This is a genomic window from Stenotrophomonas sp. 1337, from assembly GCF_031455455.1.
Taxonomy (GTDB): Bacteria; Pseudomonadota; Gammaproteobacteria; order Xanthomonadales; family Xanthomonadaceae; genus Stenotrophomonas; species Stenotrophomonas indicatrix.
The window spans coordinates 150,384-175,971 of sequence record NZ_JAVDSR010000005.1 but is presented as its reverse complement, the minus strand read 5'-3'; the positions used below and the strand labels follow the sequence as shown (position 1 = coordinate 175,971).

Sequence of the window (25,588 nt, the reverse complement as noted above, 5' to 3'; positions counted from 1 at the left end):
GCCGGCGTTTACGGAACCATTCAACGATGAGCAACGCGCAGCACTGGATCGCCCGCAAGGGCCAGCCCCTGCAGGGCAGCCTGACCATTCCCGGCGACAAGTCGGTCTCGCACCGCTCGGTGATGTTCGCCGCGCTGGCCGATGGCACCTCGCATATCGAAGGCTTCCTGGAAGGCGAAGACACCCGCGCCACCGCGCGCATCTTCAGCCAGCTGGGCGTGCGCATCGAAACCCCCAGTGCGTCGCAGCGCGTCGTGCACGGCGTCGGCATCGATGGCCTGCAGGCACCCAGCGCACCGCTCGACTGTGGCAATGCCGGCACCGGCATGCGCCTGCTGGCCGGCCTGCTGGCCGGTCAGGCATTCGACTGCACGCTGGTCGGCGACGAATCGCTGTCCGGCCGTCCGATGCGCCGCGTCACCGGTCCGCTGTCGCAGATGGGCGCGAAGATCGACACCGAGGAAGACGGCACGCCGCCGCTGCACGTGCATGGCGGGCAGACGCTGCACGGCATCGACTTTGCCTCGCCGGTGGCCAGTGCGCAGATCAAGTCCGCGGTGCTGCTGGCCGGCCTGTACGCGCACGGCGAAACCAGCGTGACCGAACCGCACCCGACCCGCGACTACACCGAGCGCATGCTGTCCGCGTTCGGCGTGGACATCGCGTTCTCGCCAGGCAAGGCCCGCCTGCGTGGTGGCCAGCGCCTGCGCGCGACCGATATCGTGGTGCCGGCCGACTTCTCCTCGGCCGCGTTTTTCCTGGTCGCGGCCAGCATCATTCCCGGCTCCGAACTGCGCCTGAAGCAGGTCGGCCTCAATCCGCGCCGTACCGGCCTGCTGCACGCGCTGCGCCTGATGGGCGCGGACATCACCGAACAGAACCCGGCAGAGCAGGGCGGCGAACCGGTGGCCGATCTGCTGGTGCGCTACGCGCCGCTGAAGGGTGCGCGCATTCCCGAGGAGCTGGTGCCGGACATGATCGACGAGTTCCCGGCATTGTTCGTGGCCGCTGCTGCTGCCGAAGGCCAGACCGTGGTGACCGGCGCCGCCGAACTGCGGGTGAAGGAATCCGATCGCCTGGCTGCGATGGCGACCGGCCTGCGCGCGCTGGGCATGCAGGTGGACGAAACCGAAGATGGCGCCACCCTGCACGGCGGCGTATCGCTGGGCAGTGGCACCATCGAAAGCCACGGTGATCATCGCATCGCGATGGCCTTCGCCATTGCCGGCCAGATCAGCCATGGCGAAGTGCGCATCAACGACATCGCCAACGTCGCAACGTCCTTCCCTGATTTCGACGGACTCGCACGCAGCGCCGGCTTCAACCTGGCCTGAGGTAGTCCCGGCGCCGCTGCGCGCGCCGGGCCATGCCCGGCGGAATCCCAACGCGCGCGCAAAAAAAACGGAGGCCGAGGCCTCCGTTTTCATTTCAGGCGTCAGCCGGCGATCAACGCTGTTCGGTACGGAAATCCACCGGCACGCGTACCACGCTCGCCACCGCACGGCCCTGGTGCATGGCCGGCTCGAACTTCCAACCCTGCACGGTGTTCAGCACGGCACGGTCCAGGTCGCGGCTGCGCTCACCACTGCGCGACACGATCGCAGCGTCGGTCACGTTGCCACGCGTATCCACGTTCAAGCTGGCAACCACGCTGCCCTGCACGCCACTGCGCAGCGCGACGGCCGGATAGCTGGGCTTGCTGTTGCTCGCCAGCGGACGCGCCTCACGGTTGCGTACGGCCGGGGCTGCCTTGCGCTCGCTCTGCGCGGGCACGGCCTGTCGCGCAGCCGGGGCGGGCGTGGCGGCAACCGGCGTTTCCGTGGCCGGCAGCATGCGCTCGCTTACCGGTGCAGGCGCAACGTCGTCATGGCTGGAGAAACGCAGCCAGACCAGTGCCGCGGCGAACATCGCCACGATCAAGGCCAGCCACAGCCAAGGGGAGGTCGAGCGCGGCTCGAGCGCGCCATCCTGCTGCAGTTGCGGCGAATGAAGGTTCTCGTGGGTGGTGGCAGTCATCGCAAACTCCTCACGTCAGTAACGACGCCCAGAGTGTTGCCCGAGGCGGCGTCGAAGCGTGTCAGCATTGCGTCAACGCAACCTGCAAGGTTCAGCTTTTCTGCGGGGAAGCGTTCAGTTACTGCGGCTTGAAGTCGAACGGCACTTCAATGCTGCCGGGTACCGGCTGGCCATTGCTGACTGCCGGGCTGAAGCGCCAGCGACGCACCGCGTCCGTCGCTGCACGGTCCAGCTCGCGCGAACCGCTGCGCTGGATCACAGTCACGTTGTTCGGGTAGCCGGTGGCGTCCACCTCCACTCGCACCACCACGCTGCCCGCTTCACCGCGTCGCAGGGCGGCGGCCGGGTAGGCTGGCGGCGGCGACTGGCCGGCAATCGGCATCGGCTGCGCATTGGCGGTAGCCGGTGCCGCAGTGCCCGGCGCGGCCGGAGCGGGTTCAACCGTGGCCGGTGGCGGGGGCGGGGCGGTTTCCACCAGCTTCGGCGCATCTTCTTCGTCCGGCACCGGGGCCGGCTTGGCGTCTGGCATGTCGCTGGAACCGGCCGCTGCGGCCAGGGGTTCGGGCAGCGGTTCCACCTGGGCAGTTTCCTGCGGCGTCTGCGCGGCCGGGTCGGCACGGAAGAATTCCTTGTCGCGTCCGGTCAGCCAGACCAGCACGAACAGCAGGATGCCCACGCCGAAGGCGATGCCGGCGATCTTCAGGGCGTTGCGCGGGATATTCACGGTGAACGACTTGGCAGGCGACGGACGGGGAGCAGACATGGACCAGACCAGTACGGAATGCCTCGATTCTGCCACGGCCGGAATGAACCGGGCGGCAGAATTCCGTATAACAGGCGATAATCCCGTTCCTGTTACCCACCACGACGCCTGCCATGCTTGATCCAGCCCTGCTCCGCCACCAGCCCGCCGACCTCGCCGAACGCCTGCGCACCAGCCGCGGCTTCGAGCTCGACGTGTCTGCCCTGGAGTCACTGGAGGCCGATCGCAAGCGCATCCAGGTGCGTACCCAGGAGCTGCAGAGCCTGCGCAACAGCCGTTCCAAGGCCATCGGCCAGGCCAAGGCCAAGGGCGAGGACGTTTCGGCCATCATGGCCGAGGTTGCCGCGTTCGCCGATGAGCTGAAGGCCTCGGAAGTGGCTCTGGACGAGCTGCGCGAGAAGATCGACACGATCTCCATGGGCATCCCGAACATTCCCGCCGATGACGTGCCGGCCGGCGCCGACGAGAGCGAGAACGTCGAGCAGTCGCGCTGGGGTACCCCGCGCCAGTTCGATTTCAAGGTGCTCGACCACGTCGAACTGGGCGCCCGCAACAAGTGGCTGGACGGCGAGACCGCCGCCAAGCTGTCCGGTTCGCGCTTCACCGTGCTGCGTGGCCCGATCGCCCGCCTGCATCGCGCCCTGGCCCAGTTCATGCTCGACCTGCACAGCGGCGAGCACGAGTACCAGGAAACCAACGTGCCGGTGATCGTCAACGCCGACAGCCTGTACGGCACCGGCCAGCTGCCCAAGTTCGAAGAGGACATGTTCATCACCCAGCTGGGTGAGCAGAAGCGTTACCTCATCTCGACCTCGGAAATCTCGCTGACCAACATCGCCCGCGACGAGATCCTCGACGCCGAGCGCCTGCCGCTGCGCATGACCGCCCATTCGCTGTGCTTCCGTTCCGAAGCCGGCAGCGGTGGCCGCGACGTGCGCGGCATGATCCGCCAGCATCAGTTCGAGAAGGTCGAGCTGGTTTCGATCTGCCGCCCGGAAGACAGCGACGCCGAACACCAGCGCATGACCCGCTGCGCCGAAGTGGTGCTGGAGAAGCTGGGCCTGCCGTACCGCAAGGTGCTGCTGTGCACCGGCGACATGGGCTTCTCGGCCATCAAGACCTACGACCTGGAAGTCTGGCTGCCGTCGCAGGAGACCTACCGCGAGATTTCCTCGTGCTCGAACTGCGGTGACTTCCAGGCCCGCCGCATGCAGGCCCGCTGGCGCAACCCGGCCACCGGCAAGCCGGAGCTGGCGCACACCCTGAACGGCTCGGGCGTGGCCGTAGGCCGCGCGATGATCGCGGTGATGGAGAACTACCAGAACGCCGACGGCAGCATCACCGTGCCAGAAGCCCTGCGCCCGTACATGGGCGGCATCGAAACCATCGGCTGATCAGCCGGTAGCGCCGGGCCATGCCCGGCGGCCTTTTGATGGGTGCCGGCCATGTCGGCACCGCATCCACGCATGGCGTGGATCTACTGACGCGGTGCTGCATCCACGCATGGCGTGGATCTACTGACGCGGCGTGGCATCCACGCATGGCGTGGATCTACTGACGCGATGCTGCATCCAGGCGCTGGGGCTTAGGGCTTTGCAGTAGATCCACGCCATGCGTGGATGCCGCAATCCATCAACCTGCTATGCGCAGCTTCTCCAGCGGTACCCAACCGGCCTCGCCAGCCGCCGGCACACACCACGCCCACCCATTGAGCGTGCGCACGCCGCGCAGGTGCTGCCCCGGGTCCACATCAAGCTCCCGTGCGCAGTAATCCTCCGTGGCAAACGCGCCACCCTGCGCATCGCGACCGATCACCGGCGCCGGCACGAACCCCGGCTGCTGTCCCTCGGCCTCGCACAGAAACCAGTCCTCCCAACCCTCGGGCCCCTCATAACGTTCGCCCACCACCAGTGCCTGGCCACGGTGCAGGGTGATCGGGTGCGGAAATTCGCTGCGGTGCGCAGCCATCACGATGTAGTTCATCGCCCCATGGTGGCAAAAAAAAACGGCCCCGCAAAAGCAGGGCCGCCAGGGTGGGCCGGGATGGGGGAGGGAATCCCGGCCCGCGTTCAGCGCCCAGACGAGGGAGAGAGGCGCCGAATGCTGGAACGCGTTACGCCGCAGCCACTTCTGCCGGCTCATGCGACGGCAGTGCTGCCAGTGCACCGGCAATGGCGTCTTCGCGATGCTGCGGCGAATAGGCGATGCCCTCGGCACGCACGAACTCGATGTCGTTGATGCCCCAGAAGGCAAACGTCTGGCGCAGGAAGGGCTCCTGGAAATCCGCCGGCGAATCGGTATAGATGCCGCCACGGCTGCTGACCACGATCACCCGCTTGCCACCGGCCAGGCCCACCGGGCCGTTCTCGGTGTACTTGAAGGTGCGCCCGGCCACCGCCACGCGGTCGATCCAGGCCTTCAGGGTGGAGGGCACGCTGAAGTTGTACATCGGCGCACCGATCACCACGATGTCTGCGGCCAGGAACTGCTCGAGCACCTGTTCAGCATCAGCGGCCTCGGCCGGGTCGGTCTTGGCCAGCGACCCGCTGCGCAGATGCGGTACCGGATTGGCGTCAAGATCGCGATAATCAACCTGCAGGCCGTCGATCTGCTGCTTGAACTGGGCCACCACGGCGGCGGTCAGGTGGCGGGAGACGGAGTTGTCGCCAAGCACGCTGGCGTCGATGTGCAGAAGCTTCATGGCAGTACCTATGTTCGGGAGAGGTGGCGGGCTTGCCGCCGACGGAGAGAACGATAGGTTGTTGCATCGACGGGATAAAGGTGGTTGAATGCCACGTATTGTTCTATCAATGGAACTCGGGTATGCATGACCTGAATGATCTGTACTACTTCGCGATGGTGGTCGACCACGGCGGTTTCGCCGCCGCCGAGCGCGCACTGGGCATCCCCAAGTCGCGCCTGAGCCGCCGTATCAGCCAGCTGGAAACCGACCTGGGCGTGCGCCTGCTGCAGCGCTCCACGCGCCGCTTCGCCGTTACCGACGTCGGTACCAGCGTGCACCGCCACGCCCAGACCATGCTGGCCGAGGCGCAGGCCGCGCGCGAGGTGGTGGACCGCCTAAGCGCCGAGCCGCGCGGCCTGGTGCGCGCCAGCGTGCCGGTGTCGCTGGCGCAGATGCAGCTGCCCAAGCTGCTGCCCAAGTTCCTCGAGCAGTACCCGAAGGTGCGGCTGCAGCTGAACATCAGCAACCGCCGCGTGGACATCATCAATGAAGGCTACGACGTGGCCCTGCGCGTGCGCTCGCGGCTGGATGACGACGGCAGCCTGGTGATGCGCAGCTTCGGCCAGGTGCAGGAACTGCTGGTGGCCAGCCCGAAATACCTGGACCGTGCGGGCCGCCCGAAGGACCCGGAAGAGCTGGCGAACCATGTCACCTTGAGCATCAGCGAGGACGAAGCGCGCCAGCGCTGGGAACTGCATGGGCCGGAAGGCGCGGTGCGCCGGGTGGACCTGCAGCCGCGCGTGGCCGGTTTCGACTTCCCGCTGCTGCAGAGCATGGTGAAGGACGGCTTCGGCATTACCATGCTGCCGGAAACCGTCTGCGCCGACGCCGTGCGCAACGGCGAGCTGGAAGTGGTGCTGCCGGACTGGTCGCTGCCCCAGGGCGTGTGCCATGCCGTGTTCGCCTCGCGTCGCGGCCTGCTGCCGGCGGTGCGGGTATTCATCGACTTCCTGGCCGAGCACCTGCCGCCGCAGCTGGAGGCCTCGCGCCTGGATTGCGGTGGCGCCTGCGAGAAAGCCAAGGAGCGGATCAAGGCCAGTGCGCTGGGTGCGTTGGCGGTGGACGCGGGCTGAGTCCAGGCCCGACGGAACAACGGTCTTGGGCAAATCGCCCGGCCGTGCGAGAATGCGTGCCCGGCCAGCAGGCTGGGCCGATACGGAGAGATGGCCGAGCGGTTTAAGGCACCGGTCTTGAAAACCGGCGAAGGGTTAAACCTTCCGTGGGTTCGAATCCCACTCTCTCCGCCAAGAATGCAAAAACGCCCCGAAAGGGGCGTTTGCATTTGTGCAGCAACGACACAATGTCGTCAGAACGCAGGCTCGATCACCGGAGAAGAATCAACCGTCGGATAGGAAAGCCGATACTTCCGCGTGGTGTCCACATCCACGAGGATCTCGATGGAGCGTTGCCTGGCGATCGCAGCCTTGGTCACGCCCAGCGCGCACAGGCCGGAGGCCTCAAGCACCGTTGCGGTCATCAGATGCCGACCTGGCTTCAAGGCAAACGTCACCGTTTCAGCAGTGTTGAGATGGGCGGTCATCTTTTCGTCAACCATGACGCCCACGGCGCGCATTCCGTTGATCGCACCTATGCGGTTCTGCGATACATGCTTCCCTCCCTGTAGAAAAGACCTGTCCCAGCGCGAAAGCTCGCTCTGTTGGCGCGACTTTACAGGAAGCTGAGGTACCCTCGTCCACGGCTCTACAGGAACGTCGGTTTTCGCCAGCAGGTCACCTTAAGTAACTCTGAGTTTGACTATCAGATGGGTGTTTCGCTGATGAATTCTGCCGGGAGGAGTATCGATCCACACCGCCTTCGAATGACTGCATTCAGCCCATGCGCATCGCTGCTTGCGTCTGCTCCTGGGCGTGGTCGTGCTGCGCGACCTGCTGAGCCTGCGAAACTTGCTCGACCTTGGCAAGCGAATGCTCTACGGGCGTGCTGACCGCCTCGCTGACCGCCACCGATGCGCGCAGGTGTGCCGGGTTGTTGAGTTCGCCCTGCACGACGAACATGCGCGGGCCAGACTCGTTGCTGGGCGGGTTGCCCAGTACCACATGATCCACGCGCTCCAGGCGGTTGCTCTTGGCCGTTGCCAGCAAGCTGGCTGTTACCCGCTCACTGGTTTCATCGAAGCTGCGCCCGTGCTTGGCATCCACGGCGGATACGCCGTCGCGAATCTGCCGGTAGAGCGAATGGTCGGGGTGGCCTTCCTTCCTGGGATCCAAGCCTGCCTTGTCCAAGGTGGATTCGATGCTTTGCTGCAACGGGCTCTTGGGAGAGAAGCCCGGATTGCTGAGAGAGGGAGAGCCCTTGTCAGTTGCGTCCTGTGCCATTCGCTCACCGGGTTTGAGCGCAATGCGGGGCTGCTGCTCCGCTTCGGCCTCGCGGCGAGCGTATGCGCCTGCATCCTCGGTGCCACGCAGGTAATTGATCCCGTCGCGCAGGAGGCCAGGTCCACCGCCTGCAAGCACCGTGACTCCCGCGCGCAGTTGATGGATGTCACTGCGATAGTCGGCAATCCGGCGCAGGTCTTCAGGATCTGTAACCCGGGCATTGGGGTCATCCAACACGGACTGCACTGGCCCCTTGTCGGTCATGCGGTCAAGGAAATGAACCATTCGATGGGAGTCACCCAGCTGGACCGCCACGGCAGCGGAGATGGCGTGGCCGCTCCTCAATCCGGGTGCTATGAGGGACGCGACGCGTTGGCCCTGCTCGGCATTGCGAAGAACCTCGAGTTCCTTCGGGAGCGCGTACATCTCAACCTTGCCGTAGTGCGGGCCGCCAGCGCTGACCAGGTCGCCTGCCATCACATGGTTGGTGAAGGGCGCCGCATTGGCGGGTTGGCCTTCGGGCATGCGGTACGCCAACCCGGCAGCACCGTAAGGATTGAAGGCATCGCCAGGGAGGTTGTAATGGTGTGCAGCGATCTGTGCGAGCGCGCCACCCAGTGAATGGCCGGTGACGTACACTGGGCCATCTCCATTTTCTTCAGCCTGTTTGACCGCCTGTTTGGTCAATGCAAGGGCATCGCCGAGCTGTGCGTTGACTTTAGCGGTGACCATCGCAGCGTCGATGCCGCCGTCAATCAATGCCTGCCGATCGAACTCAGTGCCTCGATGGGCGACGATGATCTCCTTGGACTCAATGTTGCGATACACGGTCCCTTGATATCCGGTGCTGGAATTCCGTGTGGCCAGGACCTCGTACTCGATTCCCGCAATGGTGACAAAGTCGCCGTCTGAAGAAGGGGTTTCGTAGGCTGCGTTTGAGAGTGTAGCGTTCGTTATTGGATTCATGGAACGTCTCCTTCAATCCTTTGGGAGATCTCTACAGGAAAATATTTCTGGCGTTCATCCTGTGTGAGCTTCTGGAACAGAGTGTGGGACTTGCTGTTCGCTCGCTCAGGTGTCTGCCCTGGGAACACGGGTTTTAGTGCCTTCTCTACGTATGTAATGGCGCGTCCTTCAACTTCGATCTTTGGGAAGAACGCGGGAACAGAGGCTTTGATTGATCGGCCGTCGACGATGAGGGCGAACGAGGCCTGTACGAAGCTTGGCGTCCATCTGCATGGTCCGCGCCCGTAATAGTCAGCAACCTCCATTGCATCTTTGAACACTGTGCTGCGGAACTCGGTTGCACTGACGCGTTGCACCGGAAACTCAACTGACTGCCGTTGCGGGGCGTACTGCACGCCCTCGTAGTTGTTGATCGGCGGGAGGCAGAGCGGGTCTATCTCGTAGGAGACGAGGACCGTGGGAATTGGCATCTCCACGGGAGCATCGTCCACCCGGATCACAATCGGCAGCGCATCCTTGGGTGCGGGATTCTCGCGATAGACCGGGTATGAGCGTTCCTTGTTGCAGCCCGGAACGGCCAGGGTGATCAACGCGATCAATGCCACGTGTGGAAGGGCTGGAAGAAATTTCAGCATGAGCGGTCCATGTCGCTGATTGAAGTACTACGGGGGTAGGCTTGTACAGGGCGACTACGGAGCATGGTTCTCAAAGCGTGTAACCGCCGACAGGGCTGGCGTGATCGCCTGTGGGCCCGACACGGGGTTCGGTTGTGGGACACGGCGCCTTGCGCCAGACCTGGGGGCAGGCGCGACAGCCTTGGTCTCGCTGACTGTTCATTTCCATGGCCTTCATCCATGCGACCCGGTGATTCGGGGCTTTGCGAGACGATGTTCACCGGCGCTCCATTGCTCTGCGTCATCTGACTATACGACCCGCATCGGTTGGGCTCCAAGGTCTCGACCCTTCATGCCAAGGTATGAGCGCTGGATCACACATTCAGAATGCCTTGCCCCATGGCTATTTTCCGATGGCGGCGCAGATGATTGAGGCGTGAGAGCCTGCGGGGCCATTCGGATGTCTACGGCAATGCGTACCCGCAGAAGTTGGCCCATTCCGTCGTCATGCGGCGCCTCTTCACCAGCACTGAGCCTCGCTTGAAGGCGGCCTGGCCTTGTCGTAGATCTGGCGCGCTTGACGGTCTCGGACAGGACGTCCGGGGGCAAGGTAGAGCCCACCTGTCGCAGCGACCTACGAGCGGTCGCTGACGATTCAAGAGCGTTGGTTCAGGCGCGTTGAACCTTCCGCCCCTCGACGAGCCGCGCCGTGGCCAGGCCCAGCGCGACCAGTCCTGAGGCAATGGCCAGCCATAGCATCAGCAGTGAATTATCAGTATCTCCGGCGGCCACCGCCACGGACGGATCGTGGAGGTAATAGCGGATATCAATCTCCTCGGCCTCGTCGGAAGCGCGCATCTGATTGCCGAGCCTGTTGGATACCGCAATCTTCTCCACCCGCTCCTGGCCGTCTTCAGTTTCGAACTCGACATTCAGGACGAAATTGTTCTCTCGCCCCTTTCGCTCGTCCCAGGTGACTTCGGTGACCAGGCCCACGGCATCCCGCCCGTCGAGCCCGTCGGTAAGGGCATGGCGATGATGGTCTTTGTAGGCCACCACAGAGAGTGCGATAGCCACACCAGCGGCGACGAGAATGTTGCGCCAGGAAGTGAATTTCACGGTCAGCTCCAAATCGATTGAAGCAGGCGACCTTACTGACATGAGCGGTAGCGGACTTGATGGCCGTGGAGTAAGCGCGTCACTTGGTGGCCTTTGAGCCCTTGCGGTGGAAGCGTTTTCTGTAAGTATCCACGACACCTTGGCGGGTCGACACACCAAGCGCAGACGGGGCAGATTGCGACGTTCTGCGCATTGAGGATAGTTGTGCCCGTATCTCGCAGCGTTTCGCGCGGTACGTGTCGCTTTTGACAACACGCTGCGTATGGCCCGTCCAGATCCTCAGCGGTTTCTGGTATGCAAAGTGCGCCATTCAATGCGCAAGTCGGCATCTCATGACGCAACATCCGCAAGTACGCACTGATACAAGCTTTCCTTGCTTTTCATCGCCGTCGCAACGAGTCAACCATGGCCTCGCCAAGGCACCTGCCTAGGCCGGGATTGGCGTCCCGAACTTACGTACCGCTACCGGTCGTGCTTGCAGGCACAACTGCAATCACGACAATGCACCGTCTGCCAGTCCATGGCGGGCGGTGCGTGGGGATCTCTCGATCCGCCGGCTTTAGCGGTACGTATCCGGCACGCCAACCCGCACCGTCCGCCACCTTGCATCTGCAGGTGGCCACACCGTGAGGTTGCCGCCATGTCTGACCTGCTTCCCGACTATCCCCGTCTGCACGCGCTGCTCGGCGATGCCGTGCGCGATCTTCCCAATGCTCTCGCCGAAAAGATGGAAGACGCACTCAGCGATGTCGCCGAGTCCGCGTCTCCCTCTGCGTTCTTCACGTTCCTGCAAGGCCACGGCAAAGGCCATCGTGCGGACGGCACACCGTGGTCCGAAAACCGCCTCACGCCCGGTCGCGCTTTCGACTTGGCCTTGGCCACCCGCAGTGCCTCGGGCATCACCGCGCTCACCGCCATGTTGCACGCCGCACACGTAGCCCGGGAGAATGACGATCCGGGCTGCTATCCATCGGCGGCGCTGGTCGATGGTCTGTTCGACGCCTGTGAAGCATTGTCGTTGCAGGTAGAGCGCTGTCTTGTCCCTTGACTTGCCGGCGCATTGCCACGGACAGGATGAGGGCGGTGAACCCGTGCTCCCCGCCCTCTGATCCGCTGGACTCTCAGGTAAACTCCGGGAAAACGATCTGGGGAAATGGATGAGGAACGTCGTAGCGCTGACATTTGCAGCCGCTCTTTTCTCGCTGGCCGGATGCTCTACGGTGCCAGTGACGGAGGCCCAGGCCAAACCGATCCCTTCCGAGCGGGTCTACCTGCCGCAGTACTTGCAGAAGTCTGCTGAGCGCTCGGCGACGATCTATATCAGCCGTGACAAAGGTTACTTTGGCTCCGGTTGCTCGCATGACATCTCTCTCAACAACGAGAAGGTGATGGCAATCAGGCAGGGCGAGGCAGCCACGCTCCATGTTGTTCCGGGAGCCTACTTCCTCAAACTGGAAACGGGCGGTGGTCTCTGCCCGAACATTTCCACCTCGCAGAATCTGACGCTGGGCGCGGGCGAGCGTCAGGTGTACCGCGTGCTGCTTCCCTCCGACGGTAATCTTCGCCTGACCCGAGACCAGTAAGTTGCGGGGCATTTTCCCGGCAAAGCCGACGCGCTGCCTCTTGTAGCCCTTGCACGGATCGCAGAGGAACATTCCCCGATGGAATTCCAGCACCGGATAACCTGGTCAACTGGATGTTTCGAAGCCACTGCCCTCAGGGAGGGATGGCGTTTCGATGCCAGTCAAGGACTTTGGCGGATCGACATCAACCGGGTAGAAGCGCACCTGCAGAAGGATCTGGCCGCCCAGGAGTTCGGTACCGCCGTTACCCGTTTCATTTTCGGATTTGAGATGCATCGCATGGGCGGTGTGCTGGACGATGAAGCCGTTCTGCAATCCATGGCGGCGACACGCGATCTGACGCGCTATTACCGATCCAAACACGCGTTCCTGGCTGTTGGTCAGCTTGAATGGACGCAGGTCTGCCATCTCGATGCAGTCGCTCAATGGGTTGCCTATAGCTCCACTCTACTGTACGCGGTCGACAACTGGAGTCGCCAGTCACGCAAGCCGAAGGACTTTGACGTCTCCTCATTCCGTACAGCGATTCAGCAGAGCCTGCAGGCGCTGACAGAGGATCAATACGCTGTCGATCCGGAATCAATGGACCTTTCACCGCCCGAGTGGGATGAAGCTGGTCGATTCATTCATCGGAACCTGGATCCCGGGTCGCTCGATCGTTGAGCAGTCTGTGAACCGGAGGACCGAGGTCACGCCGACTTCGGAAGTGTTCGAAATGCCTGAAGAGATATTCCGGGGGCCTGTTCCACCGATCTCAATCTTTCTATAGTGGAGCCAAACCCTGCAATGGAATGGCCCGATGCACCCGATGTCCTCCGGCCGGTGCCTGGCACTCGCAATCGCCGTCGCTGTGAGCGCCAGTGCCTGCGCACGACCGCCATCCACCGAACACGAAAGGAATCCCGCCATGCCTGGCGCAACGCAGACCGGCCGCACCCTAAACGGCCACACCTACACCGACGCGCCCGTGGATGTGAAGCTGGGGCCGAGTACCTTCCGCATCCCCGCCAATTATCTGGACAGCCAGATTGCGCCTTGGCCCGGTGAAGGCGTTTCGCTGGTCATTGAATGGCCGGACATGACGCCGACGTTGCCGGGGGCGCGGGCTAATCCAAGGACCAATGATTTCCGCAAGGAGATCGCGGTGGCGGTGAATTATATCGACAGGATTCCAATCGAAACGTCGCTTGCGCGACTGTCGTCCAACGAGGCCATCACCGAGGAGGGATCGGTGGAACGTGGTGATCCACGGGCACGCCTGGACCTGCGGATTGCCCGGCCAGCGACGCTGGGGCTGGTCCCTTATGCCATCGATGAAGAGAAGATGGCCCGCTATTCAAAGGACTACGAGGCCCGCTACGGCAAGCCTCCTGTTCGAAACCCGGCCTATGAAGATGACTGGTATGTTGCGCGCAACGAAGATGGTCAGCTCACCACATTCATGAAGTGCGAGACCACCTCGTTCCGGGGTGATGGCGTGCGCCTGGAAGGCGATCAGGTCATCGACCTCGACGACCCGGTGGCGGCAGGATGTACGCACTATTTCGTGGATGTCGAGAACAAGCTCTCGATCACCTTGAACTACAAGCGGGCATTCCTGAAGGACTGGAAGCGCATGGAAGACGCGGTACGGGATGCCTTGGCACGCACCAAGGCCAGGTGATCCGAAGACAATTCAAGGAGTAAGTCATGGGTGGACTGACCCAGAAGGACATCAGGATCCTCACTGCCTATGCGGATTCGGGCAACCGGGAGCTCTACTGGAACTATCTCTCGCAGCTTCCCGGTGCAGACGGTTATGGAACGCTGGCGTTGGGCGTTGTGCGCAACGACAGCCTGCCCGGGCGGGTGGCAAACAGCTACGCCCAGGAACATGCGAGAACGCAGCACGACGATGGTTCACGCTTCCCCAATGCGGTGTTGAGTGAACGGCAATGGGAAGCCTTCGGACAGAGTCTGCTCAAGCAGGACCTCGTGTTGCGGCAGTACTGGTCGCAGCAGCAGCGCCCGGATCTTGCCTTGAACCTGCCCGGCAAGGATGTGATGACCGCGCACGACCGTGCGTTCGAGCAGCATCGCCTGGATCCCAATTGCTGGACACCCCGCGTGCTCCTCCAGGCCGCTCTGGAAAAGAGTGGCCCGCAGAAGCTGGAGCAGATCTGGACCAACATGCTCGACAACGATGGGGCCGGACTCCCGCGGGTGGGAAGTACCAGCCGCGATGCGATCACCCAGATGGGATTGAGCAAGGGGAGCCAGTACCTCGGCACGCTGACCTTCCATGAAGTCACCCAGGCCCTGGGTGGCCGCTCCTCGGTCGACCCCAACGTCATTGGCGGCCTCAATTCCTACGCGTTGTACTTTGAAAAGGACAGCAAGTGGGTCAGTGTCACCTCCGGCGGTGGGCACAGTTCGCTGCGCGAGATCACCGATCCGGCCCGCATCGCCGAGCTCAACGACGCGCGCGAAGTCCGCCTTGAGCGCCAGCAGAAGGCCACCCACTTCCACCCGGAAGATCCCTACCGCTCCATCACCCGCAGCCCGCTCACTGCATCGGTCGATGGCATGCCAGGCCCCCAGCGTTCGCCAACGCGTTTGGCGGACATTGGCCCGGGCCACGCCGAGTACAGTCTGCTGCAGCAGGTCAGCGGGCATGTCGCCGGCATCGATGCCAGAGCAGGACGCACGCCGGATGCAAGCAGTGAACGTCTGACCGCCAGCGTGATGGTCCTGGCCCGGCAGAACAACCTGGACCGTGCCGACCATGTGCTGCTCAGCGCGCAGACGGCGGACAGCCCAGCGGGCCGCAACGTGTTCGTGGTGCAGGGCGAGATGAACGACCCGGCACACCTGAGGGCTTCCATGCCCACCGATGTGGCCGTGCAGACGCCGGTAGAGCAGTCGTTGCAGCGTCTGGAGCTGGCCAGTGCAGAACGGCAACAGGCCCAGTCCCAGCGTCAGCAGCAGGAACTGGACAACCAGGTGCGCGAGCAGCCGGCAATGCGCCTGGCATAGTGCACAGCAAGGGGCAGTGGGGTATTCCCATTACCCCCGCACCCGTCACTTGCCCGGTGCGTCGGCTGTCTGCGCCGCCACCATCGCCTGCTGCATCTCCTTCAGCGACAGGTAGCCATCGCCGTCGGTATCCAGCCCCGTGAAGTACTTCGCGATTTCCGGCACCACGGTCGCTTCTTCCTTGCTGATCTTTCCGTCCTTGTTCTTGTCCATCGCAGCGAACGCGGCATCGATCGAGTCAGCCTGCTTGCTGAAGCGTGCCTGCTGATACGTAGCAAACTCGGCCTTGTCGACGCGACCGTCCTTGTTGCTGTCCATCGCGGTGAAGGTGGAATCGATATAGGCCTGTTTCGGGTCGGCGGGCGCGGCGTGTGCAAGCAGCGGGGCGGCGCACAGGGCGATCAGCAGGGCGTACTTGTTCATATGCATTGCATGTAGTCCTTGAGCGAGGGAGTCAGCGGCAGGGGTAGGTGTAGCCATCGCGGTCGCGATAGCTGTCGGTGCGGCGGTCATAGTTGCCGTAGCGGTTCATGCAGTAATCGGCGCGCTCGCGTGTTTCCCGCTCGCGCTTCGCTGCTGCCGCAATCACGCCCGCCACCACAGCCGCGCCCACGACGCCCACCACCACGCCCGCGGTCTTGGCGTCATGCCGGCGCTCACGTTCCCGGTCACGCTCCCGCTCGCGGCGCTGCCAGTCATCGCGCTCGCGGTCACGATAGTCTTGGTTCCACTGCGGGTTGTAGCGGTCACTACGCTGCGCATGGGCATCGCCGGAATACGGCATCAGCACCAGCACTTGTGTGGCTGCTGCCAGCAGCAGCGCAGTCCTTCCTGTTTTCAGAAACATCGTCCAGCTCCTGTGCGGACATCGTCGGTAGCTGCAGTACACACCGCAGACATTGCGCGAACCTGCCGTCACCGCAGGCAATTGCGGTGATTACCGGACCAGCGCTTCCACCGGGTCCAGCTGCGCCGCGCGACGTGCCGGCAGGAAGCCGAAGCCGATGCCGATCAGGCTGGAACACGCGAACGCTGCGATGATTGAATTCGCTGAAAACACCAGGCTGAAGCCCACGTCGGCCAGTGCCAGCACCGTGCCCAGCAGCAACGCCACACCAATGCCCAGCACACCACCAAGCAGGCACACCAGTACCGACTCGATCAGGAACTGCTGCAGGATGTCGCTGCGGCGCGCGCCCACGGCCATGCGTACGCCGATCTCACGGGTGCGCTCGGTCACTGATACCAGCATGATGTTCATCACTCCTATACCGCCGACCACCAGCGCGATGGCGGCAATGGAGCTGATCATCATGGTGAGGATGCCGGTGGTCTGTTCAATCGAGTGGCGGATCTGCGCGTTGTTGCTCATGTAGAAGTCGGTACTGCCGTGGCGGCGGGTCAGCAACCGCGCAATGGCCTGCTCGGCCGCGTCCATGCTGGTCGCATCGGATACGCGCACGGTGATGCTGGATACATGGCTCTGGCCCAATACCCGCGCCATGGCGGTGGTGTAGGGCATCCACACCCGTAGCAGCGAGGCGTCGCCGGCGGCGCCGGCATCTTTCTTCACCACACCCACCACGCGCACCGGCACGGTGCCCAGCAGCAGGGTCTGCCCGATGGGATTCTCGGCTGCGGCGAAGAAGCGCGCGCGGGTGTTGGCGTCGATGATCGCCACCTGCTGGTAGCCAGCCACACCCTGCGCGCCGAAGAAGGTGCCTTCGCCCAGCTTCAATCCATGCACGCGGAAGTACTGTTCGCTGACGCCCTGCACCTGCACGCTGGCGGAGCGGTTGCCGCGCATCGCGGTACCCGTGGTGGCTACGCCAGGGGTGGCACTGTCCACGAACGGTTGCCCGGCCAGGGCCACGCTGTCACCTGGGGTAAGGGTCTCCACCCGCGCCGCGTGCAGGTCGCCAAAGCCGGAGCCTGGATAGATCTCGATGGTGCTGGTACCCAGCGAAGAGATGTTGGACAGGATGGCCTGACGCGCGCCCGTACCCAGCGCGACCACCGACACCACCGAGGCGATGCCGATGATGATGCCGAGCATGGTCAGGAAGGTACGCATGCGGTGTGCGTTCATGGCGCGCAGGGCCATGCGGAAGGCCTCGGAGAAGCGATCACGCATGGCCTGCCAGCCGATGCCATCGTTGCGTTGCGGCATCGCGGTCGGCGCCATGCCCGCTGCCGAGCCAGCACCCGTGGCACGATCATCGACAATCCGACCATCGCGGATCTCGATGATGCGCTGGGCGTGTTCGGCCACCGCCATGTCATGGGTCACCAGCACCACGGTGTGGCCTTCGGCATGCAGCTCGCCGAGGATCTTCATCACTTCCTTGCCCGACTGTGTATCCAGGGCGCCGGTCGGTTCGTCGGCGAAAATCACCGCACCGCCATTCATCAGTGCGCGGGCAATCGACACGCGTTGCTGCTGGCCCCCCGACAGCTCGCCGGGCAGATGCTGCATGCGTTCACCCAGGCCCAGCCGCGCCAGCAGTTGGGCGGCCCGCGCGTGGCGCGCGGTGGAGGGCATGCCGGCATAGATCGCCGGCACTTCCACGTTGCCCAGCGCGGTCAGGTCTGCCAGCAGGTGGTAACGCTGGAAGATGAAGCCGAAGTGTTCGCGGCGCAGTTCGGCCAGTTCGTCGGGCGACATCTGCGCGGTCTGGCGTCCTGCAATCTGGTATTCGCCGGCAGAGGGGCGATCGAGGCAGCCGAGGATGTTCATCAGCGTCGACTTGCCCGAGCCGGACTGGCCGACAATGGCCACCAGTTCACCGGCATGGATGTCCAGGTCCACACCGTCCAGTACCACCAGCGCCTGCTCGCCGGCGGCGAATTCACGGCGCAGCCCACGTACGCTCAGCAGAGGCTCGCTCATGGGGGCGCTCATCGGGGCTGCGCGGGTGCGGCGGCGTCTTCGTCGCCGGCTTGAGCCAGAACCACCTGCTCGCCTTGCTTCAAGCCGCTGCGTACTTCCACCTGGATCTGGTCATCCAGCCCGATGGCGATGCGCCGCGCCACGGCGCGCCCGTCTGCACCGCGAACCTGCACGCTGTAGCTGCCATCGCCGGCCCGCGCACCCAGCGCGGCGGAGGGGATGGTCAGGACGTTGCGGGCACGGCCGAGCACGATGCGTACCTGGGCGGTCATGTAGCTGCGCAGGCGCCCATCACTGTTGTCCACGTCGAACTGGCCGTTGTAGTACATGGCGGTACGGCTGCCGGCGGACAACGCCGGTGACGTGAGGCTGGATGCATCTTCGTTGGTGATCGATTCGGGCGCTGGCGCAATGTCGCGCAGCGTGCTGCTGTAGCGGCGGCCCGCATCGCCAAGGATGGTGAAGAAGGCTTCCTGGCCGACCGTGGTGTGCACAACGTCGGCCTCGGAGATTTCGGCATAGACGGTCATCACGTCCTGGTTGCCCAGCATGACGATGGTGGGTGCGCTCTGTACCGCGTTCACCGTCTGCCCCTGACGGGCGACCACCGCCAGCACCGTGCCATCGGTAGGCGCGGTGATGCGGGTGTATTCCAGATTGGTCTGCGCGATGTCCACCTCGGTCTGCCGCTGCACGATCTCCCCATCCAGCGCTTTGATCTGTTCGCGTGTCGCCTCCACCTTGGCGGTGGCTGCGTCGAAGTCCGCGCGGGCAACCAGCTGCGATGCGACCAGCCGTTGCTGCCGCCGCAGGGTCAGTTCGAACTGGCGCAGATCGGTGGCCAGTGCATCGCGGTTGGCGCGTGCGGTGCGCTGTGCTGCCTGCGCACTCAGCAGTGCATTGCGCTGGGTACGGGAGTCGATGTCGGCAATCGGGTCACCTGCCTTCACCTTGTCGCCCAGCTTCACGTACAGGGTTTCGATGCGTCCGGAAACCTGCGCGCCCACGCTTACCAGCCGTGATGGCTTGAGGGTGCCGGTGGCTTCCACCACCTGCTCGATGTTCCCACGCACCACGGGCGCGAGCTGCAGCGGTGGTGGCGGTGCCGGTCGGAGCCAGAACCAGGCGGCAATGGCAGTGCACAGTACGGCACCGGCGGTCATCAGCAGTCGGCGGTGTTTACGTGGTGCCGTGCTCATTCGCACAGCATCCAGAAGGGGCAGGTCATCGGTGGTCCTCGCGGCAGGAGAGATGCACGCGCCGAGTACCGGGCGTGGATGGCCGTCGAGTCTCAAGGTGATGGGTTGCGTGAACCTTGCGGTGCTGTCGTGGTTGTCAGGTCACTTCCATGGCGATGACCAGCGCCACGGTGATGAACTGCAAGGCACTGCCCAGCACCAGCAATGCGCTGCGCAGACGGTCGGATGTCATGCGCAGGCTGCAGAGCTGGCACAGCGTGCCGATCACCAGCCCTGCGGCAGCGAGTGTGCTGGTCGGCTGCGCGTGCACGCGATGTATCACCAGCGGGACCCACGCGCTGGCCAGCATCATCCACGCTGCATGCCTGTCTACGTTGCGCAGAGCAGCAGGGAGGGTTCGCGCTGTAGTTGATCGCCATGCGGACAGCGCGTGCAGCACGGCATGTGCGACGACGAAGAGCAGCACTGCGCTGGTCAGGGCTGCGTGTGCATGGTGGTGCGTCGAAACCACCAGTGCACTGCCGGGCAGCAACAGGAACAGCGCGGCAAAAAGGCGCATCAGCACGTTCGGACGCTTCACCGCAGGGATCGCGCGCAGCCACTGTGGCCAATGCGGCAGTCCGCGCGCGCGATCGGCATGCGAGCGTCTATTCCACGCAGCCGCGGTCAAACCAGATGTAGCTGGTGTCGCGCGGGATCGGGTAGAAGAGGAGGGTGGAGGAACTCCTTCGGTCACGTGCAGGCTTCCTGTCAGGATGGAACGCGATGGCACCGCAGATGCCATCGATTCGATGCTGCGCAGCGAACATTGCCGCAACCTTGCCTGTCATCGCTGTCTGCAGCGCACGGACAGGCGGCAGTCACCGATGTGCGGACGTCCTCACTGCTCTAGCGATGGCGCAGAGACAACGCCCGGGTGCTGTGGGAATTCGACGCGGATCAGCGCGCCGCCACCAGGGGCATCCAGAATCGTGACATGGCCACCGTGACGGTCGATCACCTGCCGCACCAGGTTCAGTCCCAGGCCCGCGCCGGTCTGGCGTGGGCGCAGTCGCTGGAACGGCTCGAACACACGTTCGCGCTGGTCCACCGGAATGCCGGGGCCATCGTCTTCCACTTCCAGGCAGCTGCCCTGCACCCGCACGATGATCTGGCGGCCACCGTGCTCGGCGGCATTCAACACCAGGTTGGAGATCACCCGTTCGACCGCGCCAGCCTCACCCAGCACCGGGAAGTGGGGTTCCACCGCCACCGCCACCGTCTTGTCCGACTGGATCAGCAGGGGCGCAAGATCGGCGGCCACCCGTTTGGCAACCCGCGCCAGGTTGAGGGTTTCCTTTGGACCGTCCTCTTCCATGCGGTGAAGGTCCAGCAGCTGCTCGGCCAGGGTCGCCAGACGCGCGACTTCGACGGCAAGGCTGCGCGAAGTCGAATCATCCGCGGCATCGATCTTTACCCGCAGGATCGCGATCGGCGTGCGCAACTCATGCGCCGCTGCGGCGATGAAACGGCGTTGCCGCTCGTGTCCTTCATCCAACCGGCCCAATGCATCGTTGACGGCGGTCACCAGCGGCGCGATCTCCACCGGCACCGCGGTCTCGGTCAGGCGGATGCCACGACGGCTGGCCGAGATGTTGCGGGCTTCCTGCGCGATGCGCTCGACACCGGCCAGTGCCCGCCGCACGATGATCGGCGTCAGGATGATGGTGGCCAGCGCCAGCAGCAGGAAGATCGGCAGGGTGATGATGTGCGCGGCCAACGCCATCTGCATGGTCAGCGAATCGGTTTCGCCATGGGCCATGATGGTCAGCTTGCCGGCCGGTCCGCTGTGCTGGCGCACTACCACCGCCAGGCCATCGCTGCGATCACGCCCGCGCAGGTCGCCATAGGGGATGCCATCGAGGGCGCCGACCAGCGAGGCATAGGCCGGTGGCACATGACCGAAGGTGACGTAGTGCCCATGCTCGTCCTCGGCGATGAACCAGGCACCGGGGACGAGCTTCAGCAGTTCCGCCAGCTCCGGCGTGTGCTGCACGTACAGTTCGCCGTTGCGGTCGCGGTGCACCGCCTCGGCCGCCACCGGTGCGAAGGTCTGGATGGTGTAGTAGCCACCGCTGTCGGCACGCACCAGCACCATCAGCAGGGCGAAGAAGGCCACCAGCAGGGCCAGCAACTGGTAGATCAGCGTCTTGACGATCAGCGGTCGCTTCAACGACGGGCGACGCGCCATCACTTGCTTTCCCGCATCAGATAGCCAACCCCGCGAATGGCGTGGATCTCCACGCCCGCATCGGCGTCAGCGAGTTTTCGGCGCAGGCGCGAGACGTGCGAATCCAGGGTGTTGGAATGGATGCCGTCGTCGAAGCCATACACCGCCATCTCGATGGATTCGCGCAGCACGGTGCGGCCCAGGCGCCGTGCGAGGGCGGCCAGCACCCGGATCTCGCGCCGCGGCAGCTCCAGCCGCTGGCCGCCCACACTGGCCTCGCCCGAGGCGGGGTCGAACACCAATCGGCCGATGCTGATGGACTCCACCTGCAATCCGCTTGGGCGACGGCCCGCAGCACGGATCCGCGCGAACAGCTCCTCCAGCGCGAAGGGCTTGGCCAGGTAGTCATCGGCGCCTTCATCCAGCCCGGCAATCCGGTCCGGCAACTGGCCCAGCGCGCTCAGCACGATGATCGGCACCCCGGGGTTGCGCTCGCGCAGCGGGGAAATCAACGCCAGGCCATCGCCATCAGGCAGGGTGCGGTCCAGCAGCACCAGATCGTGCAGGCCGCACAGGGCCGCCTCCCGCGCCAGTGCCAGGGTATTGGCCACGTCCACCACATAGCGCTCGCGCTGCAGGGCGGACTTGAGGGTGGCGGCCAGTTCGGCTTCGTCTTCGATCAGCAGGATGTGCATCAGCAGGGCTTGGGCAGGGTGGGGCCGCAGAAGGGCGGTTCGGCACGCGCCGGCACCGTATTACAGGAACATTGCGTGAACATGGCGTGCCTGCACAGCCGCCGGCAGGTCATGCAGGGATGCGATGACGCCGCGGGGACGGCGCAAGGTTCACGCAATCCAGGCGCTCCAGCCTTGGCGCCCATTCGCAGTTCCCATCCCTGGAGTCACCATGAAGTTGTTCGTTCCGCTGCTGTTGCTCGCCACGCTGACCGGCTGCACCACCGCCAAGATGACCGTCACCCCGGATGGCCGCCGCGGCGTTTCCATCGACTGCAGCGGCTCCAGTTCCTGGAGCGGTTGCTACGAGAAGGCCGGGCAGATGTGCCCGGGCGGCTACGTGGTCTTCAGCAAGGATGGCGATGAGGGCAATGCCATCGCGGTCGGCAACAAGAACGGCTTCACCTCCACCCAGATGGCCACCCGCTCGATGCTGGTGTCCTGCTCGGGCTGACGCCGGTCGGGGAAGTGGCCATGCCACTTCCCCGTCGCGTTGCTCTGCAGCGCTGGCCTAGAAGCTGTAACCGGCCTGCACATACACCCGGCGCGGCTCGCCCGGGAAATGGCCGTTGCGCTCGATGAATCCGCTGGCGGCATACACCTTGTCGAACAGGTTCTTGACGTTGGCCTGGAACTGCCACTGCTTCCACGTGGTTTTCCAGCTCATGTCGAACACGGTGTACGGCTTCACGCGCTGGCCATCCAGGCTGATGCGCTCATCCACGTAGTCGGCACCGAAGCCAATGGCCGAGTTGATCGCCGGCAGGTCGTAGCGCGTCCACAGGCCCAGCTTGTTGCGCGGTGCATTGGCGAAGCGATCGCCAGAGGCATTGGTGATGCCATTGGGGCCCGCGTCCTTCACCCGCGCGTCGTTGTAGGCGTAGGTCAGGTTCAGCACCCAGCGCTCGGTCACGTCGGCCAGAAGATCCAGTTCCATGCCGGTGCTGCGCACCAGGCCCAACGCCGCCAGCTGGTTCACTCCATTGATGACCTCGCCAGTGGCCTGCACGATGTTGCTGCGGTCGATACGGTAGGCCGCCAGGTTCAGGCTCAGGCGCTCGGCAAGCAGCGATTTCATGCCCACTTCCCACTGCCTGCTGCGCTCGGCATCGAACGGGCCGCCTGCGGCGGAATTCTGGTTGGCCGCCGACTGCGGCACGAAGCCGCTGGCCACGTTGGCATACAGGTTCAGTCCATCGCGAACGGTGAACGTACTGCCCAGGCGCCAGCTGATGTCGTTGCCATCCACGCTGCTGCCGGCAAGGCGGTCGTCGTCCTTGAAACCGTCCCAGCGCAGGCCGGCCAGCACGTGCCAGCGCGGGGTCAGGGCCAGCTCGTCCTGCAGGTAACCGCCATAACGCCTGCTGCGCGTGCTGGTGCTGCGCCAGGGCAGGCTGGACAGGTTGTGATCGTGCCAGGTGCTGGCGCCATACACCGGATTGAACAGGTCGATGCCACGCACCGGGCCGGCGCCGCGCGCGAGGTCGGCGCTGTTGGCGGTCTGCGCGGTGAAGTCCGCATCCAGCTGGTATACGTCCGCACCGAACAGCACCTTGTGGTTCACCGGACCGGTGCTTACCCGCCACACCGCATTGGCGTTGGCGGTGAACGCCTCGTTGTCGCGGATCTGGTTGCGCAGCTGCCGGGTCATCCATTCGGCCACGCCATCGCGGTCGCGGTCGATCAGGCCCATCGGCTCGTGGTACATCTGGTGTTCGTTGTTGCTGAACCAGCGCGCGGCAATATCCACGTCCAGGTTGTCGCGCGGCGCGAAACGGTACTGTGCCAGCGCCACCTTGGCCCGCATGTCCAAGAAGTCGCTGGCCTCGTTGTGGTTCCAGCGGCGGTCGGTCAGGAAATTGCCCCTGTCATCGACCGGAACACCGCGCAGGCGATTGCCGCCCAGGTTCTGGGCAATGTCGGTGAACTGCAGCACCAGCTCGCCGGTGTCGCCCACGTCGAAGGCCAGCGAGGCATCGCCGATCACGCTTTCACTGTCGGTGTTCCAGCGCACGCCCTGCTCGTTGTCGCCATACAGGCCGGCGCGGTAGCGCACCGTGCCGGCTGCATTCAACGGCCCGGTACCTTCGATCGAGCCGGCGCGGAAATCCTTGTTTCCCATCTGCAGTTCAACGCGGCGTTCGGCAGTGGCTTTCGGCTTGCGGGTCACATAGTTGATGACGCCACCAGCGTCGCCGCCCCCGTACAGCGCGCCGGCCGGTCCCTTCAGCACCTCCACCCGCTCGATGTTGAACAACTGCGGTACCGAGAATCCCGCATAGGGGTCGCCCCGCAGGCCGTCATACAGCACGTTCTCCTGGCGGAAGCCACGCAGGGTCACCCCGGCATAGCTGAAGTAGCTGATGCCGCTGATGCTGCGATAGAGATCGGTCACCTGGCGTGCAGCCTGGTCGTCGATCAGCTCGCGCGGCAGTACCTGGATGGACTGCGGCACCAGTTCCAGCGGTGTATCGGTGCGGGTGCCGACAGCCGCGTCATCCACCCGGTACAACGTCTGTGCGCGGCCACGCACCTCCACCTTGTCCAGCTCCTGCACGCGGCTGGGCGGGGCGTCGGCGGCGTATCCGGGGATGGCAAAAGCCAGTGTCGTCGCCAGGCACAGAATGCTGCGGCGGGGCAGGAAGTGGGGCATGGGCGTATCAGGCTTGTCTGCAAATGAGAAAGATTAGCATTTGCAATGAGCGGGTGCCCATCCCCCGATTGCGTCATGGACGCGCGGACGGATCCGTATACGGCGTATCGGCCAATGCCACCAGCGTCCCCGTCGCGCCGCGCACGATCAGCGGCAGCATTGCCTGCCGCGGATCGCCACCGCAGGGCAGGACGCGCAGTCCCTGTTCGTAGGCGGCCACCATCGACGCCATCAGCATCGTCGCACCCAGTCGTGCGTCGGCGTCGCCGACGGGTCGCCCCGCTGACTCAGCCATCAACTGCGCCAGGTCATCGGTCAGCAGCGCCTGCAGCTGCCGCGCATGGGCCACCAGTACGGCGCTTTGGGCCACGGTTTTCCAGAACGACGCCGCACCGGCGTTGATCCGCAGCAGCGGATGGCCGGTGTCCAGCAGTTCCCGCACCAGCCCTTGGAAGGCGGCCAGCGGCGTCATCGACGTGCGCGCGGCCATGCCCTCGCGCAGCAACTGGCGCGCTTCCTCGTCACGGTCGAACACCAGCTGTTCCTTGCTGGCGAAGTAGTTGAACACCGTTTTGCGCGAAACCCCGGCGGCGTCGGCGATCTCGCTCATCGACACCGCTTCGAAGCCGCGCTCGATGATCAGCCGGGTGGCGACGTCGGAAATCGCCTGTCGGGTCTCGGCTTTGCGCTGCTCACGGCGGCCGGGTGGCGGGGGCATGGGCGGGTCACTTGTGGAAAAGTACACCGA

At 64.4% G+C, this 25,588-nt stretch carries 26 protein-coding genes and 1 tRNA gene; 10 read left to right on the top strand and 17 right to left on the bottom strand.

Annotated elements, in window-relative coordinates:
* Positions 1-26: 26 nt before the first annotated feature.
* A complete protein-coding gene (aroA, locus tag J2X70_RS09730; RefSeq protein WP_088100318.1) occupies positions 27-1,334 on the top strand; it encodes a 3-phosphoshikimate 1-carboxyvinyltransferase in 1,308 nt (435 codons plus the stop codon).
* 112 nt (positions 1,335-1,446) lie between these two features.
* Here the strand turns inward: aroA and J2X70_RS09725 are convergent, their stop codons facing one another.
* Positions 1,447-2,016, bottom strand: coding sequence for an energy transducer TonB (locus tag J2X70_RS09725; RefSeq protein WP_309910126.1), 570 nt, complete (start codon positions 2,014-2,016; stop codon positions 1,447-1,449).
* Between the two features lie 118 nt (positions 2,017-2,134).
* Positions 2,135-2,779 carry an energy transducer TonB gene (locus J2X70_RS09720; protein WP_309910124.1) on the bottom strand — a complete coding sequence of 215 codons (645 nt, stop codon included), beginning with the start codon at positions 2,777-2,779 and terminating at the stop codon, positions 2,135-2,137.
* Between the two features lie 113 nt (positions 2,780-2,892).
* On the opposite strand from J2X70_RS09720, the gene serS reads away from it, so the two are divergent.
* Entirely contained in the window at positions 2,893-4,173 is a 1,281-nt protein-coding gene (serS, locus tag J2X70_RS09715) for a serine--tRNA ligase (RefSeq protein WP_025878753.1), read from the top strand.
* Positions 4,174-4,411: 238 nt separating this feature from the next.
* Here the strand turns inward: serS and J2X70_RS09710 are convergent, their stop codons facing one another.
* Both J2X70_RS09710 and J2X70_RS09705 read right to left on the bottom strand, forming a co-directional pair.
* Complete coding sequence (locus J2X70_RS09710) at positions 4,412-4,762, bottom strand: ligand-binding protein SH3 (RefSeq protein WP_154880808.1); 351 nt, start codon at positions 4,760-4,762, stop codon at positions 4,412-4,414.
* 130 nt (positions 4,763-4,892) lie between these two features.
* Positions 4,893-5,480 (bottom strand): NAD(P)H-dependent oxidoreductase, encoded by a 588-nt coding sequence (locus tag J2X70_RS09705; protein WP_059064575.1) that lies wholly within the window; start codon positions 5,478-5,480, stop codon positions 4,893-4,895.
* Between the two features lie 122 nt (positions 5,481-5,602).
* Between J2X70_RS09705 and J2X70_RS09700 the strand changes: the two genes are divergently transcribed.
* Complete coding sequence (locus J2X70_RS09700) at positions 5,603-6,595, top strand: LysR family transcriptional regulator (RefSeq protein WP_025878750.1); 993 nt, start codon at positions 5,603-5,605, stop codon at positions 6,593-6,595.
* A gap of 84 nt (positions 6,596-6,679) precedes the next feature.
* Positions 6,680-6,769: transfer RNA gene (locus J2X70_RS09695), tRNA-Ser, on the top strand.
* A gap of 59 nt (positions 6,770-6,828) precedes the next feature.
* Here the strand turns inward: J2X70_RS09695 and J2X70_RS09690 are convergent.
* From J2X70_RS09690 to J2X70_RS09675, 4 genes are all read right to left on the bottom strand, one after another.
* The gene (locus J2X70_RS09690) at positions 6,829-7,077 is read right to left on the bottom strand and encodes a hypothetical protein (RefSeq protein ID WP_309910121.1); all 249 of its coding nucleotides are present in this window, start codon (positions 7,075-7,077) and stop codon (positions 6,829-6,831) included.
* Positions 7,078-7,351: 274 nt separating this feature from the next.
* Positions 7,352-8,824 carry an XVIPCD domain-containing protein gene (locus tag J2X70_RS09685; RefSeq protein WP_309910119.1) on the bottom strand — a complete coding sequence of 491 codons (1,473 nt, stop codon included), beginning with the start codon at positions 8,822-8,824 and terminating at the stop codon, positions 7,352-7,354.
* A complete protein-coding gene (locus tag J2X70_RS09680) occupies positions 8,821-9,459 on the bottom strand; it encodes a hypothetical protein (RefSeq protein WP_132824789.1) in 639 nt (212 codons plus the stop codon). The genes J2X70_RS09685 and J2X70_RS09680 overlap by 4 nt, the downstream gene beginning before the upstream one ends.
* Before the next feature lie 648 nt (positions 9,460-10,107).
* Positions 10,108-10,557 carry a hypothetical protein gene (locus tag J2X70_RS09675; RefSeq protein WP_309910116.1) on the bottom strand — a complete coding sequence of 150 codons (450 nt, stop codon included), beginning with the start codon at positions 10,555-10,557 and terminating at the stop codon, positions 10,108-10,110.
* A 640-nt stretch (positions 10,558-11,197) separates the two neighbouring features.
* Between J2X70_RS09675 and J2X70_RS09670 the strand changes: the two genes are divergently transcribed.
* The 5 genes from J2X70_RS09670 to J2X70_RS09650 all read left to right on the top strand — a co-directional run bounded on the left by J2X70_RS09670 (position 11,198) and on the right by J2X70_RS09650 (position 15,155).
* Positions 11,198-11,605: a hypothetical protein gene (locus J2X70_RS09670; protein WP_218787710.1), complete on the top strand. Its 408-nt coding sequence runs from the start codon at positions 11,198-11,200 to the stop codon at positions 11,603-11,605.
* Between the two features lie 109 nt (positions 11,606-11,714).
* On the top strand, positions 11,715-12,140 hold the full coding sequence (locus J2X70_RS09665; RefSeq protein ID WP_025878744.1) for a hypothetical protein: 426 nt from the start codon (positions 11,715-11,717) through the stop codon (positions 12,138-12,140).
* A gap of 78 nt (positions 12,141-12,218) precedes the next feature.
* Positions 12,219-12,803: a hypothetical protein gene (locus tag J2X70_RS09660; RefSeq protein WP_025878743.1), complete on the top strand. Its 585-nt coding sequence runs from the start codon at positions 12,219-12,221 to the stop codon at positions 12,801-12,803.
* 136 nt (positions 12,804-12,939) lie between these two features.
* On the top strand, positions 12,940-13,803 hold the full coding sequence (locus J2X70_RS09655; protein ID WP_309910111.1) for a hypothetical protein: 864 nt from the start codon (positions 12,940-12,942) through the stop codon (positions 13,801-13,803).
* Positions 13,804-13,829: 26 nt separating this feature from the next.
* On the top strand, positions 13,830-15,155 hold the full coding sequence (locus J2X70_RS09650; RefSeq protein ID WP_309910110.1) for an XVIPCD domain-containing protein: 1,326 nt from the start codon (positions 13,830-13,832) through the stop codon (positions 15,153-15,155).
* A 45-nt stretch (positions 15,156-15,200) separates the two neighbouring features.
* On the opposite strand, the gene J2X70_RS09645 is transcribed toward J2X70_RS09650, so the two are convergent.
* From J2X70_RS09645 to J2X70_RS09615, 7 genes are all read right to left on the bottom strand, one after another.
* Complete coding sequence (locus tag J2X70_RS09645) at positions 15,201-15,578, bottom strand: EF-hand domain-containing protein (RefSeq protein ID WP_309910202.1); 378 nt, start codon at positions 15,576-15,578, stop codon at positions 15,201-15,203.
* Positions 15,579-15,609: 31 nt separating this feature from the next.
* Positions 15,610-16,002, bottom strand: a complete 393-nt coding sequence (locus tag J2X70_RS09640) for a hypothetical protein (protein ID WP_105164305.1) — start codon at positions 16,000-16,002, stop codon at positions 15,610-15,612.
* Positions 16,003-16,092: 90 nt separating this feature from the next.
* Positions 16,093-18,057, bottom strand: a complete 1,965-nt coding sequence (locus J2X70_RS09635; RefSeq protein ID WP_309910107.1) for a MacB family efflux pump subunit — start codon at positions 18,055-18,057, stop codon at positions 16,093-16,095.
* Positions 18,054-19,244 (bottom strand): efflux RND transporter periplasmic adaptor subunit, encoded by a 1,191-nt coding sequence (locus tag J2X70_RS09630; protein WP_309910106.1) that lies wholly within the window; start codon positions 19,242-19,244, stop codon positions 18,054-18,056. The genes J2X70_RS09635 and J2X70_RS09630 overlap by 4 nt, the downstream gene beginning before the upstream one ends.
* A 136-nt stretch (positions 19,245-19,380) precedes the next feature.
* Positions 19,381-19,824: a hypothetical protein gene (locus J2X70_RS09625; RefSeq protein WP_309910104.1), complete on the bottom strand. Its 444-nt coding sequence runs from the start codon at positions 19,822-19,824 to the stop codon at positions 19,381-19,383.
* 300 nt (positions 19,825-20,124) lie between these two features.
* On the bottom strand, positions 20,125-21,474 hold the full coding sequence (locus J2X70_RS09620) for a HAMP domain-containing sensor histidine kinase (RefSeq protein WP_309910102.1): 1,350 nt from the start codon (positions 21,472-21,474) through the stop codon (positions 20,125-20,127).
* Complete coding sequence (locus J2X70_RS09615; RefSeq protein WP_140227295.1) at positions 21,474-22,148, bottom strand: response regulator transcription factor; 675 nt, start codon at positions 22,146-22,148, stop codon at positions 21,474-21,476. The genes J2X70_RS09620 and J2X70_RS09615 overlap by 1 nt, the downstream gene beginning before the upstream one ends.
* A 211-nt stretch (positions 22,149-22,359) precedes the next feature.
* Here J2X70_RS09615 and J2X70_RS09610 point away from each other — a divergent pair, with 211 nt between their 5' ends.
* Positions 22,360-22,641: a hypothetical protein gene (locus J2X70_RS09610; RefSeq protein ID WP_059064492.1), complete on the top strand. Its 282-nt coding sequence runs from the start codon at positions 22,360-22,362 to the stop codon at positions 22,639-22,641.
* Positions 22,642-22,698: 57 nt separating this feature from the next.
* Here J2X70_RS09610 and J2X70_RS09605 read toward each other — a convergent pair whose 3' ends face one another.
* Both J2X70_RS09605 and J2X70_RS09600 read right to left on the bottom strand, forming a co-directional pair.
* Complete coding sequence (locus J2X70_RS09605) at positions 22,699-24,840, bottom strand: TonB-dependent receptor (protein ID WP_309910098.1); 2,142 nt, start codon at positions 24,838-24,840, stop codon at positions 22,699-22,701.
* Positions 24,841-24,913: 73 nt separating this feature from the next.
* On the bottom strand, positions 24,914-25,558 hold the full coding sequence (locus J2X70_RS09600) for a TetR/AcrR family transcriptional regulator (RefSeq protein ID WP_309910096.1): 645 nt from the start codon (positions 25,556-25,558) through the stop codon (positions 24,914-24,916).
* Positions 25,559-25,588: the final 30 nt, after the last annotated feature.